We start from the raw sequence: 13,894 nt of genomic DNA, 5'->3' as shown, positions 1-13,894 counted from the left end.
AGAGTGTGAACAATTCGCTCCCTTTGAAAAACACTTCTCATTTATTCTTTCTGTACGTAATAGCATAATAATACCTGGATATGAACGGGGGATTAGAATGGATCAGAACAAATATAATTACGACTGGGACCGGTCTTCCAAAACAATCCCACTCTCCCTTATCGCAATCAAAAATGAATTGCAGAAAAAAAGTCAGATGAAAGCACCTTTCCCTCCTGTATCAAAGTTAACCCAAGAGGAAAAATGGATAATTCATTATATTCAAGAGCAAACAAAACATTTAAATAAAAACAATGTAACGAGAACACGGGCTTATTATCAATTTTATGTAAAGTACCCTGAAATACAATGGGCTTTACTTGGACATATGGTCTCGCGTAATGGCGGCTGGAATATGACAGATTTAAAGGGGGATTTATATACAAGGCTATTATCAGAAAAGGATCAATTTGTCTTTTTCTCTTTCTTAGAGCGTGGAAACTGGTTCATCTTCCAAGATGTATATCCACAATTTTTATTGTACGAACAAAGCTTGAAACGTTCGAAAGCTCTCTTTTATCTCCTGCCTTATTTACATGTTTCAACGTTTATGGAAACAATGTGGAACCATTTTTGGAAAACAGGTAACCGCTATACATTAGCCATAGCAACCATTATTAATGAACAAAGTTACTTAGAAAAACGCATCATACAAAATGCTCATTTTAAAAAGATTGTCCTAAATAGCGTTGCATTTAAGCTTTTTGATTTCTTCCGTTTTAATCATATCCTTTTCCCATACTATGAAGATGATACTCACAAAAAGGCATTGCTTCTTGGTGACACGATGAAACATTTTACCTCTTTACATGAGAGAATTATGCTCGGTAAACGGCTATATACATTGTTATTTCATAATAAAGAACGCTTAGCCAAAATTATAACTTGGGCACACAATCATCCACATACAGGATCTCGAAAAGATTACTGGCCACATTTATTTTCTAATGTAAATGAATCTTTTTATCGGGAACTATATCGACGGCGCATAAAAAAATGCCAATTACGGAAAGGAGCACATCGTATCTATAGTCCCGAATTACTCTATGCTTGGCAAAACATTACACATACAGAAGCTGAAAAAGGCGACTGGTTTACCGATTGGAGAATTGTGAACTACTTAATAGATAAAGGAGAACCTCACAATGAGAAAATTATGGATAACTATTGTAAAACACTTGAAAAAATTGAATTGGCTATTATGGCAAAGAAAAATATCTTTCTTAGAGAAGAGGAAGAATCAGAAGCATAATCATCTAGCGCTTATCACTACAGTCATCCTCTCTTGTTTCATTGGAACGTACTTAGATTTTTTCTTCGTACAAAAACAAATGTATCATTTTCCGATAAGACCTTTCCCGACTCTCTTTACAATGAATATTGCTTTTACATGTTTTCTCTTACCAATCTTTACTGTCATCTTCCTATATGTATCCACCAATCTATCAACTCTTTCAAGAAGTCTCTTCATTATGTTTATTGGTATTTGTGCCAGTCTCTCTGAACGAATAGCTGAACATTTGGGATTGTTTACTCATAGTGAAAACTGGCATCATTCATATTCTTTTTTTGGATATATAATGTTCTTTTTTCTCATTTGGAAATGTTATCAATGGCTGCGTGGATAAGCTTACGTCCATTGTCTACTTTATTTTAAGATGACTTTCTATATGAATGACATGAAAGTGGAAACAAACATAGTATCACCTGCAAATAGCAACATACACTTAAAAAGCATGGCAGTGATACGCCATGCTTAAAAAATCGCTGTAAACATATTGCTCTCTTTATTATTGTATCTGTAGATTCTCATACTTTTTCGACAAATCGTTCAGTTTATTCACAATGTACTAGCATGTAGAGATTCAGTTGCAATCGATCGTAATATTTTATGATTCCCGATACAAATGCCTTCTTTCGCACGTGAAATCATAGAATATCACATTTGCACCGTTACCAAATGCTATAAAACGAAAATCGAACATGATATTTCACTCTCTTTTTCTCACTCTAAACATCTTTAGGCGCAAGCAGTATTATTTATTTATCATTCCATCTTTTTCTTCTATTACAATGCGTTTCCCGATTCCAAAAGCATAAAAACTAATGACAACAATTGCTAAGAAAATTACTCCTACAATGAGTGAAACTCTTGTATCGTCATTGAACCACATTCCAATTAATACCATAATCAAAAAGGCGATGGTGACATAATTTGATACAGGTGCAAATGGCATTTTAAATGGATGATTCTCTATTTCATGCCCTTTTCCTTTTCTAAACCGAATTTGACTTATTAAAATAACAAACCATGGAATCATACCAGGAAGTACACTTGCACTATAAACATATACGAATAAGTTTTTTGGTGCAATGTAACTTAATAGAACGCCAATTGCTAATCCAATTAACACAGCTATTGTACCGAATAAAGGAACACCATTACGAGAAATCTTTGTAAAATATTTTGGTGCTTGTCCGTTCCTTCCTAACGTATAAAGCATTCGGCCTGCACTGTAAATTCCGCTATTACAACCAGACATTGCGGCTGTAATAACAACAAAGTTAATCAATCCAGCAGCTGCTGTAATTCCAACTTTGGCAAACGTTGCAACAAACGGGCTTCCAATTGTATTTAATTGGTCCCAAGGATACACAGTTACAATAACGAAAATTGCACCAATATAAAAGATTAAAATACGCCAAATGGTACTTTGAATCGCTTTTGTTAATGTTTTCTGCGGATTTTTTGCTTCTCCAGCAGCAATCCCTATTAATTCAACACCTTGGTAGGCACCAACAACAAGCGATAAAGCATAGAAAAATCCTGACAGACCGCCTGTAAAAAAGCCACCATGTTCCCAAAGATTCGACAATCCAATAGCACTCCCACCGTTACCAAGCCCAAAAAAGATAAGCCCAAATCCTGCAACAATCATTAATACAATCGTTACAATTTTAATCATCGCAAACCAAAATTCAAATTCACCAAATGATTTCACTGAAATTAAGTTTGCAGATCCAAGAATGACCATTGCGATCACACCTGGTATCCACGCTGGAAGATTGGGAAACCAATACTGCATATATGCTCCAACTGCTATAATTTCTGACATTCCGACAATAACCCATTGAAACCAGTTACTCCATGCTGTCATATAACCAACTAACGGATGGATATACTTATGACCAAATGTCGCAAACGAACCTGTTCCAGGCTCTACATATAACATTTCTCCCATCGCACGCATAATAAAAAATATAAAAATTCCGGCAATTCCGTAAGCGAGCATGACTGATGGACCCGTCCATTGAATCGTGCTGGCTGATCCCATAAATAGACCAACGCCAATCGTACCTCCTAAAGCAATCATCTGAATATGACGAGCTTCCAATCCTCTTTTCAGTTCTGTATTTGCCACTTTCTTTCCTCCTCACCTATCATTTATAAGCAAAATATGGTATAACAACAAATAAAGCAAGCGTCATCTTCTCTCTTTTTCAAAAAACGACTCAATAATTTAAATAATCAGAAATTTAATCTCCTACCTTCTTTTTCTAAAATAACTTATTTTATAATAAGTTATTTATCTGAAAAATACAATTATTTTTTAGTTAGAAATCCGTATATCAAGAAACTAGAAAGTGACATTAGAAATTCGGAACCTTTAAACCTTCTATTTGTGTTGGCTATCCAAAATAAAGAGCAGTATTGAAAGTAGTTAAGTATATGTAAATGTGGGGATGAATTTAAAAAATTTAATCTTTGTATATTTCCAACCAGTATTAGTCTCAATTGTAGTTTTACTAGTTTGTTTATTCTTATTTTTACTTTTTGCATCATTTTTTCTATTATTACATTCTTCTTAGCAATCATAAAATCAAAAACATACTCAGATTAGTAGGACAGGCCACGGCCATAGTCTTTCCTACTTATAAATGTAAAAAGTTTATTCCACTCAAAAAAGGTAATGATAGGTGAAAACGAGGCAATTGAATTAGCGGTCATTGCTATTATAGCAAAGGGACATGTTCTCTTAGAAGATGTTCCTAGAACTGGAACAACATCTTTAGCAAAAAGTGTTCCATTCTACATACTACTTGACGGTTACAAGTGTATGAGAATATATTTATTGCTACAATTATGTGCGAATTCAAGAAAAAACAAACCACCTATCCCTTAAAGAATATAGAAAATAGACGGTTTGGCTATTTTGATATGTGTCCCGTTTTCGGGAGCATTTTCATTCATTTACAAATGGTTTGTATTTGTATAGGATTGTACCTTCTACTAATTCACTGGTACATCGCTTAATAACCAAGTTAATGATGTTTTATATGTTGTTGCATACTTCGGTGTTTCACCAGGTACTTCTAATTGAATACTCGATTCCTTGGTTTCTTCATCTCCAAAACGATATACATATGTGGATTCTTCTGTACCAGATTTCCCTACTAAAACATCCTGTATATCATTTGTGACCTCGAACGAATCCTTTACAAGTGATAATTCAGGCATTTGATTGCTGGATAACACTTCCGCATTGTGGAATGTAATTTTAGCTCCATCTAATTCATGGCCTTCCTCATCTTTCAATGGTCCATTTTGTTTTACTGATAGTGTCCAAGAAGCCCCATTCATACGATTATCTGTTATTTGGATATAGTTCATTTTTTGAGAACCATCTGCAAATTCTTGGGCTTTTGCAAAATATGTTTTATCCTTAAAAGATATGACTTGTTCCCCAAATCGTAAGGAGGACACGAAATCTATACTTAAAGGCCCTTTCGTACCTTCGCTTGGTTTCTTATCTGGGGTGGTTGGATCTACTGGATCGATAGGCTCTTTTGGATTTTCTGGGTCCATCGGTTTTGTAGGCTCATCATACGGCTTGATAGCTAACTCGCCTTGATCTTGAACAGTTAGGTTTACTTCTTTCCCTAACTTAACAGTTCCATCTTTATCTATAATTGGTTTATTTCCTTTTACATGGGCTTCATTTGAAAAAGCTTTTCCCGCCCCAGATCGTAATACTTCTACTTCAAACGTAAAAATATACTCTTCTACATTTCGAATATCACCAAGCTGAGCGACAAGTTTATTATTTTGGGCATGAACTGGAAGCTGTGTTTCTTGTTGCTTTCCATCTATCATTTTGATAATCTTTCCACTACCTTCTTTGTACTGTAAATACTCAGGTAATGTATCTTCAATGACCGTATTCTTCAATGATGCCCCTACTTCTTCTTGTTTAGCACGAACTGTATATTGAATCGTATCTCCAACTTTTACTTTGCCACCATTTACATCTTTATGTGACTTTTCTCCAACTAATTTAGGTTCTTTTGATTGAATCATGATGGTTGCTGGGTTACTTGGATTGGGCTCAAATTCTCCGCCACCATTTGGAAGGTCTACTTTAGCTGAAACAGTATTTACAACAACCTTTTCCAGTGATTTCTCATTTAAAACACCTTCAAATGTCATCGTAGCTACATTCCCACTTGTTAACTGTCCAAGATGGAAACTCAATTGTCCTACATTTGGATCAAACGTATACGTCCCTTCTGGTACACTCATTTGAATCGAGGATTCATCTACTGTAATTCCTTCCGGTAATTTATCAAATACTTTCAAATTGATAGCGTCTGCGATAGAACTTGGAATCGTATTTTCCGCAGTAATGATATACTTCACACGATCGCCTACGTTATAAGTATCTCCACCACCAACCTTTTCTACCTTTTTCTTTAATTTTATAAGCGGGTTAAGTGGTAATACCTTAAAATCAGCTGTACTTTCTTTCGTTACCAATTGCTGATTTGGTTGTTGATACGTTAATTTAGCTGTATTGCTGACTGTCGTTTGCATGGCAGCAGGTAACACCTTTACAGGAATTCGTATCGAGATAGATTCATTTCCTTGTAATTTAGGAATCTTGTATAATAGTTGTTTTCCTGTATGTTGAGTTGTCATTTCAAGTTTTTCAGGCTGTTTCATTATGTTTATATCTCCTGCTAATTCGACTCCTTCTGGTAAAAGATCTTCTACAATAGCGTTCGTGATTTCTGAATTTAAAGTATGATTCTTCACCTCAATGACATACTCCATTAAGTGTCCTGGGAAAATTTCATCTATACCATCACTTGATTTTATCGATTTTTGAATGGACACATCTGCTTGTTCCCATTCTATCAAGGTCGATACCGTATTTGTTTGTTCCCACGCTACATCTGCATTTGTAGCTGTATCCTTATACATGAGAGAGGATTGGCTCTTAGCTTCACCTGCTGATACAGCTTTTACAGGAATCGTAAATTCAATACTATCATCAATACCTATTTTATCATTATACTTCATCTGACTATAATCATTTTGAGATATAAATTGTAAATCTACACTCTTTGTTTGTTTTGTCGTAGCATTTATGACCTTTGCCGTCGGTTTACCGTTTGCCACTACTTGTTCAGGTAACACATCTTTTAAATTAATTTCCTTGGCAGGGTATCCTCCGACGTTTTTCGCAGTAATAGTATAATTGAATGTCTCTCCAACATGTACCTTTTCAGGAGCTTTTTTCTCATATTCTAAACATGCAGGGGTACCAAAATGTACATTATCTATTAAATTACCAACACTCCTATTAACATCTGGTGTATAAAATCCTAAGTATATATCACCACTATCTGGAAGGCTACTTGCAGGTATCTTGACTTTTCGCTCTTCCCACGTTGCAGTGGCAGTATATTCGGGAGATTTATAAATAGTATTAACTACTTCCCCCCTCATATTTTCTCCACTTCCACTTACCTGAATTTCCGGTGTGCCTAGACCACTTACAATATACATTTTCTCTGCAGGTGAACTTTCACGTTGTTTGTGGAACACGCTAATATACACATCTCTTTTAGGGACAGGAACCGGAACTGTTGTGAATAAAACCCCACCTACAACTGCATTTAATTCTGCGTATTGTGTTCCCTCTTTTGCTTTGGTTATACCAAGTTTCTCACTTTGAATTTCAATAGCTCTTCCAGATTTATCCACTCCTCCTTTTTCTATCGCATATTCCTCATCTGTTAAAGGACGAAAAGGAATTGTATCCCAACCAGGTACTTGATTAGGATGAAAGAACCCCATTCCGTCATTGTTATCTACTCGCGGAATTTCAAAGCTACCATTAACAGTTCGAATTGGATTCCCACATGTTTTAGATAGAACGGCTTGCGCATGATTATCTAAAACAACCTTGTTTCTATCTTCAGCCATGACCGTTGGAATAAACATATTAATTATCGTTGAAAATAACAATAATACAATAATCCCTAACCGGATTATTCTCTGTATCATTTCATCATCTCCTATCCTGTTACATATTCATCTTTATGGCTGAATCACAAAAAATTCTTGTTACACGTATTTATTTTAGTAACTATTCATACATTTTGAAACGAAAACAACGACGTTATGACGCAAAACTCTTTCGGCATTTGTTGCTTTCGTTATAGGAATCATCACATCAAAAAAGAAAATTGTACGATTAGAAATAATTTGGACACAACCGATTCCCTATACGTTAAGGAAACAGTTATTCATTTAATTCATATTAAGGGATGCCAGACTTTCGATAAAGTACTTGTCAGTAGTTATGGCGCAGTAGTCTCATTCCACTCCCTTGCCTGGCACCAACAACTCATTGCTTCTCTCTGAATAAAAAAACATCTATCAAACTGAAAGGATACGTCTATTAAAGCTTCAGAAACATCTCATAACTTGTTTGCCATGCGAGAATCATATAATTTTTCGATACTCTCATCACTCTTAGAATAGTCTTTTTTACCACCTTTTCCATCTGGACTAATATATTGCCCCCCTTTACCATTGATGATGTTACGCTATACAAGGTAGTCAACATACCTATATGAGCCGGTTGACTGATAATACTCAAAAGTGTTCGCATGAATGTATTTATTCTCTTTCCTGAACCAAAAGAACTTAGATTAGTATGCGAGAATCCGAGATGACAAGCAATGCTCTTGGGATAATGAGACGTTCTTACTACCAATCTCTCAGCACAAAACAGAATCAAATCGTAGTCGTGAAAAGAAAGAATCAACTATATCTCAAATAAAGAAAGATATTAAAGCGGCAGAAAATCACACTACCGCAAACCTATGGGATAAGGTGAAAGTCTTCATTGAACAAAAAGACTATTTTAACCACCCAGATGTAAATAAGTATGCTATAGGAATTTTAAATTGGATCCACGGTAAGTATTACGCACATATCCGCGATTTTAACCATGCCATTCCATACTTCACAAAAAGTATTTCCTTATTAAAAGAAGATAAAAATTCATAACACCTATTTGCAATTATTATTAACATAAATCGGCTTTATCTTTTTAAGAGGGGATGGGATCACATTGATCAATGAATATGAGTTCTTAATGTTTGCGAAACAAAAACAAGAAAAAGAAAGAACACAAGCAAAAGTTTTGAAGTTAGTTTCAAATAACTCCAATAAAAATAAGGTGATTAATCTATTCGAGAGACGAAGAAATAGTCGGAAATTAAACCCTCGTTGTGTAGAGTGTTGCTAAAAATGTTTTGAAATTAAAATTGTAAGAGTTGTGAGTAACCAGAACTCTTACAACAATTTCATTATTATCTTACTTTAAACATAAAAGCTATATCATCTCTTTTGGTAGTTTTTATTAATACTGGTTTTCTTTCACCGTAAAATGTACCAATCCTTATTATTTCATATTTTTCACTAGCCGAAGTAATATCCTCCTTAACTATAATAACTTCATTAAAAGTAATATTAATTTCACTTCCCTCTTATGATCTTTTATTCTTCTTTGACATATTTAATTAAATATTATTCTGCAATTATATGGCTTATTGAATACTATCAATCGAGATGTATCCAAACAACAATAAAAAACAAGGTATAACTGCACCTTGTTTTTTATAAATTAACATTAAGTTTATATAGTTGAATCTAATATTTTATCAAAATAACAATCTAATGTTATATTATACAACATTCATTTTTAACTCAGTAAAGTTAATTTTTATTCCTACACAATCTACCTACATCACCCGCTTAAACATTTTCTCCAGTTCATAGGTCGAATGATGTATAATAATCGGTCTACCGTGCGGGCATGTGTAAGGGTTGCTTGTTGTGCGTAGTTCTTCTAAAAGTGCGAAGATTTGATCGTTTGTTAAATATTGATTTGCTTTAATGGATGCTTTACAGCTCATCATAATGGCTGCTTCTTCACGCAATTTTTTTATGTCTACTTTTTTCAGTTTCACAACTTGTTGCATCATTTCATCAATGATTTCTGTTTCTTTCCCTTTTGGAAACCATATTGGGTGCGAGCGAACGATAAAAGATTGATGGCCGAATTGCTCTAGGAATAATCCTACCTTTTTCAATTCTTCTAGTTGTTCTTCGACACGTAAAAATTCGTTTAATGATAAATCAATACGATATGGGACAAGCAATTCTTGAACTTCTTGTGTCACTTGTCCTACTTTATCGCGGAAATATTCATAGTTAATTCGTTCTTGTGCCGCATGTTGGTCAATCATATATAGCCCTTTATCGTTTTGAGCAAAGATGTACGTTCCATGCATCTGTCCAATTGGATAAAGAGGCGGTAAATCATTCCCGTTCATTTCAATTTCTTCGATATTCTGCAATTCATCCAATTCTTCTAATTCAAATTCTTCTTCATGATGATCCCATTCTTGTTCGTTATGAGCCGCCTTTTCTTCAATGAGCGGTTTCGAAGTTGATTGCCAACTCTCTTCTTCTCTTACAAGGGATTGTTGTGGCGGTTGCCATTCTTGTTTTGGCTGTTGCCATAATTGCGGCGCTACTGATGGTTTTTCTGCGCTTTCCTCTTCTTGCGTTTCATCCATTCCAGTCGGTAAAACGATATTAGGCATAGATGGTTCTTTTGGTTTTGTATGTTCAAAATGAAATTGTTCTTGAACACTCTCATCTTTTGTTTTTTTCTTCGTTGTTACGCCGGCATCTGGAATAAGCTGGACTTTTTTAAAGGCATCTTGTAATGTTTGTTCAATGAATTGCAGAAGTTCTTGTTCTTTACTAAAACGCACTTCCAGTTTTGCCGGATGAACGTTAACATCCACTAACATTGGATCCATCTCAATGGATAAGAAACCAATCGGATAGCGACCAACTGGAAGCAATGTATGATATCCTTGCTGGATCGCTTTCATTAATACATAGTTTCGCACGTAACGGCCATTAACAATTGTTGACATATAATTGCGAGAAGCTCTCGTTACCTCTGGCAATGTTACATATCCGCGAATGGTAAAATCTAACGACTCCGCTTCAATTGGAATCAATTTTTTCGCAACTTGAATACTGTAAATCGCTGCTAGTACTTGTCTCACATCACCATTTCCAGATGTGTGAAGTAATTTTTTCGTATTATGGAATAATTTCAATGACACTTCTGGATGAGACATGGCAATGCGATACACAATATCTGTAATATTTCCGAGCTCTGTATGAATGGTTTTCATATATTTAAGACGTGCTGGTGTGTTAAAAAACAAGTTTTGAACCGTAATATCCGTTCCTTTACGGCTCGCGGTTTTCTCCTGTTTTATAATCTCTCCACCTTTAATAATAAGATGTGTACCCGGTGCGTCTCCTGTGCTTGTAACTAATTCTAATTCACTAACAGATGCAATACTCGGTAATGCCTCTCCTCGGAAACCGAGCGTTCTTATGCGAAACAAATCATTTTCATCTTTTATTTTACTTGTCGCATGGCGTTCAAATGCGACAATGCAGTCTTCTTCAGCAATACCGTCTCCATTATCAATAATGCGAATTTTTGATAACCCAGCTTCTTCCAAGTGGATTTCAATAGATGTACTATTCGCATCGATGGAATTTTCCACAAGTTCTTTCACGACAGAAGCAGGACGCTCTACTACTTCCCCAGCTGCAATTAAGTTGGAGAGTTGTTCATCGAGTTTGCGAATTTTCCCCATCTACTTACTCATCCTTTCTTTAATTTCTTCTGTAAGCGATACAGTTCATTTAATGCTTCTAAAGGCGTCATATCAAGCAAATCAATTTTTTTAATTTGTGCTAACACAGCTGTTTCCTTAGCATCAAGTACAGGTTTTTCTTGTTTTTCCATTCGTTCTTCAGTTTCAAAGAATGAAAGCTGCGATTCTTCTACGATTTCTTCGCTCTCTTGTTGCACCTCTGCTACTTCTTTTATAACTGGTTGTTCTTCTATTACCGGTTGTTGCATACGTTCCGGCTGTTCTTTTACTTCCGCGCGTTTTGGAATTGTAATTTCTTCTTGTCCTTCTAGCTGAGCTAACACTTCTTTTGCGCGAGCGATTAAGCTATCTGGAAGTTCTGCAAGTTGGGCAACATGAATCCCGTAACTTTTATCCGCTGCACCTTCTTGAATTTTATGCAAGAAGACAACTTTTCCGTCTTCTTCAATAGCGGAAACATGTACATTTTTTAAATGAGTCAAACTTTCTTCTAACACTGTTAATTCATGATAGTGCGTAGAGAATAATGTTTTTGCACCAATTTGGTCATGAATATGTTCAATAATTGCTTGTGCAAGCGCCATGCCATCATATGTGGAAGTACCGCGGCCAATTTCATCAAATAAAATTAAACTTCTTTCCGATGCATTTGCAATCGCATTTTTTGCTTCTAGCATTTCAACCATAAATGTACTTTGGCCGGAAATTAAATCGTCCGCTGCACCAATTCTTGTAAAGATTTGATCAAAGACTGGTAATATAGCTTCTGTTGCCGGTACAAAACAACCGATTTGCGCCATAATCGTCACAAGAGCCAATTGACGCATATACGTACTTTTACCTGACATGTTTGGACCCGTAATTAAAAAGACATCCATATTTTCTGGCATCATACAATCATTTGGAACATAGAGCTTGCCATCTAATACTTTTTCAACAACAGGATGACGCCCATCTTTTATAAAGATTTCGCGTTTATTAGTTAGAACAGGTTTTACAAATTGTTCTTCTTCACTCACTGTCGCAAAGCTTTGTAATACATCTAATTCACTAATTACTTTTGCTAGATGCTGCAATTTTGGAATAAATACTTTCACTTCTTCGCGAAGTGCAGTAAATAGATCATATTCTAACTGAACAATCTTTTCTTCAGCTTCTAAAATTAATGTTTCTTTTTCTTTTAATTCGTCTGTAATAAAACGTTCTGCATTCGCCAATGTTTGCTTTCGCTCATAACGCCCTTCTGGAAGTAAAGAAAGATTTGCTTTTGTAACTTCAATATAGTAGCCGAAAATACGGTTGTACCCAATTTTCAGCGATTTAATTCCCGTTATTTCACGTTCGCGTTTTTCAAGCTCTGCAATCCACGTCTTACCGTTTTTACTTATATAACGGTATTCATCAAGCTTCTCATTATAACCATCCTTAATGATATCTCCATCTTTCACAGAAAGAGGTGGATTTTCTTGAATACTTCTATCTAGTAGTTTTGTTAGGGCTTCACAAGGATCTGCCCCTTCAATTAACTTGGCAGCGTAAGAGTTGTCCAATAAGCTAATCGCTTCTAAAATAGCTGGTACTTGTTGTAAGGAACGTTTTAATTGAAGTAAATCCCGTGCGTTTACACTACCGTAAGCAACTTTACCTGCTAAACGCTCTAAATCATATACTTCTTTTAATTTTTCCTTTAAATCTTCACGTAAGAAATAGTCATTTACAAATGTTTCAACCATTTCTAAACGCTCTTCAATTTTTTCTTTTTGAATAAGCGGACGCTCCATCCACTGTTTCAACATACGACCGCCCATAGCTGTTTTTGTTTTATCCAACAGCCATAGTAAAGAACCTGTCTTCTCTTTTGTTCGCAATGTTTCTGTTAACTCTAAATTACGCTTGGAATGTACATCAATTTTCATAAACTGATTTGTATAATAAATCTCTACCGGCTGCAAATGATCTAATGATCGTTTTTGTGTTCGAAGTACATAGTTGAATAACCGTCCGACTGCTGTCACTAACTTTGTTTGCGTTACTTTTTTAACAAGAGGTTCTAATCCTTCTGGAATTTTCGTTTCCTCTTCATATGAAACTGTCATTTTTAACGTTTCAGTTAACTTATTTAATTCATCTTGTGAAAATGTTGAATCTACAACAATTTCTTTTGAACCCGTTGCATACACTTCTAATAAAACATCTTCTACAGAACCTGTTAATAAAGTTACTGTATTTTGTCCAGTTGTTAAATCATTACAAGCTAATGCATATGAGCCATCCTCAAAACGCGTCAATGCTGCTAAAAAGTTATTTTCTTTTTCATCAATTGTACGCCCTTCCATCATCGTCCCTGGTGTAATTAATTGGACAACTTCGCGTCGAACGACCCCTTTTGCCGTTTTTGGATCTTCTACCTGCTCGCAAATCGCAACTTTGTATCCTTTTTCAATGAGCTGCTCAATATAGTTTTGCGCTGCATGGTACGGGACACCACACATGGGAATCCGCTCACTGCTGCCGCCATCACGACTTGTCAAAGTAATTTCTAGTTCATGAGCTGCTTTAACCGCATCTTCAAAAAACATTTCATAAAAATCACCTAATCTAAAAAATAAAAAGGCATCTTTATAGTCTGCCTTGACCTTTAAATATTGCTGTATCATTGGTGTATACTGCGCCATTTGTTTCCTCCATATTTTATCAAAAATGTGCTATATCTCCATATGCCGCACTTCACGGCCCATATTATCTCCTCTTTTAGGAGTCTTTCTTCATTATAGCATATTTT

The 13,894-nt window shown here is 35.4% G+C and carries 7 protein-coding genes and 1 pseudogene; 3 read left to right on the top strand and 5 right to left on the bottom strand.

Features of this window, described 5'->3' with window-relative positions:
- Nucleotides 1-97: 97 nt before the first annotated feature.
- Together MR056_RS11320 and MR056_RS11315 are read left to right on the top strand one after the other, a co-directional pair.
- The gene (locus MR056_RS11320; RefSeq protein WP_087098970.1) at nucleotides 98-1,291 is read left to right on the top strand and encodes a DUF2515 domain-containing protein; all 1,194 of its coding nucleotides are present in this window, start codon (nucleotides 98-100) and stop codon (nucleotides 1,289-1,291) included.
- Nucleotides 1,185-1,667, top strand: coding sequence for a CBO0543 family protein (locus MR056_RS11315; RefSeq protein ID WP_087098972.1), 483 nt, complete (start codon nucleotides 1,185-1,187; stop codon nucleotides 1,665-1,667). The genes MR056_RS11320 and MR056_RS11315 overlap by 107 nt, the downstream gene beginning before the upstream one ends.
- A 408-nt stretch (nucleotides 1,668-2,075) precedes the next feature.
- Here the strand turns inward: MR056_RS11315 and MR056_RS11310 are convergent, their stop codons facing one another.
- The gene (locus MR056_RS11310) at nucleotides 2,076-3,461 is read right to left on the bottom strand and encodes an amino acid permease (RefSeq protein WP_087098974.1); all 1,386 of its coding nucleotides are present in this window, start codon (nucleotides 3,459-3,461) and stop codon (nucleotides 2,076-2,078) included.
- 549 nt (nucleotides 3,462-4,010) lie between these two features.
- Between MR056_RS11310 and MR056_RS11305 the strand changes: the two are divergent.
- A pseudogene (locus MR056_RS11305) lies at nucleotides 4,011-4,124 on the top strand (AAA family ATPase); the annotation flags it as partial.
- A gap of 206 nt (nucleotides 4,125-4,330) precedes the next feature.
- Here the strand turns inward: MR056_RS11305 and MR056_RS11300 are convergent.
- From MR056_RS11300 to mutS, 4 genes are all read right to left on the bottom strand, one after another.
- Nucleotides 4,331-7,390 (bottom strand): WxL domain-containing protein, encoded by a 3,060-nt coding sequence (locus tag MR056_RS11300; protein ID WP_087098976.1) that lies wholly within the window; start codon nucleotides 7,388-7,390, stop codon nucleotides 4,331-4,333.
- A gap of 1,316 nt (nucleotides 7,391-8,706) precedes the next feature.
- Nucleotides 8,707-8,865, bottom strand: a complete 159-nt coding sequence (locus MR056_RS22870) for a SunI/YnzG family protein (protein WP_420950783.1) — start codon at nucleotides 8,863-8,865, stop codon at nucleotides 8,707-8,709.
- Nucleotides 8,866-9,138: 273 nt separating this feature from the next.
- Nucleotides 9,139-11,091, bottom strand: a complete 1,953-nt coding sequence (mutL, locus tag MR056_RS11295) for a DNA mismatch repair endonuclease MutL (RefSeq protein WP_087098980.1) — start codon at nucleotides 11,089-11,091, stop codon at nucleotides 9,139-9,141.
- An 8-nt stretch (nucleotides 11,092-11,099) separates the two neighbouring features.
- Nucleotides 11,100-13,787, bottom strand: a complete 2,688-nt coding sequence (mutS, locus tag MR056_RS11290) for a DNA mismatch repair protein MutS (RefSeq protein WP_087098982.1) — start codon at nucleotides 13,785-13,787, stop codon at nucleotides 11,100-11,102.
- Nucleotides 13,788-13,894: the final 107 nt, after the last annotated feature.

This window comes from Bacillus cereus group sp. BfR-BA-01360, from assembly GCF_022663595.1.
Lineage (GTDB): Bacteria > Bacillota > Bacilli > Bacillales > Bacillaceae_G > Bacillus_A > Bacillus_A cytotoxicus.
Note: the sequence above shows the minus strand (reverse complement) of the source record. Positions and strands in the feature narration are given on the sequence as shown.

What these genes read in the sequence shown, in the direction of transcription:
- MR056_RS11315 (WP_087098972.1), top strand. Translation starts at nt 1,185, where the DNA reads ATGAGAAAATTATGGATAACTATTGTAAAACACTTGAAAAAATTGAAT.
- mutL (WP_087098980.1), bottom strand. Translation starts at nt 11,091, where the DNA reads ATGGGGAAAATTCGCAAACTCGATGAACAACTCTCCAACTTAATTGCA.
- mutS (WP_087098982.1), bottom strand. Translation starts at nt 13,787, where the DNA reads ATGGCGCAGTATACACCAATGATACAGCAATATTTAAAGGTCAAGGCA.
- MR056_RS11300 (WP_087098976.1), bottom strand. Translation starts at nt 7,390, where the DNA reads ATGATACAGAGAATAATCCGGTTAGGGATTATTGTATTATTGTTATTT.
- MR056_RS11320 (WP_087098970.1), top strand. Translation starts at nt 98, where the DNA reads ATGGATCAGAACAAATATAATTACGACTGGGACCGGTCTTCCAAAACA.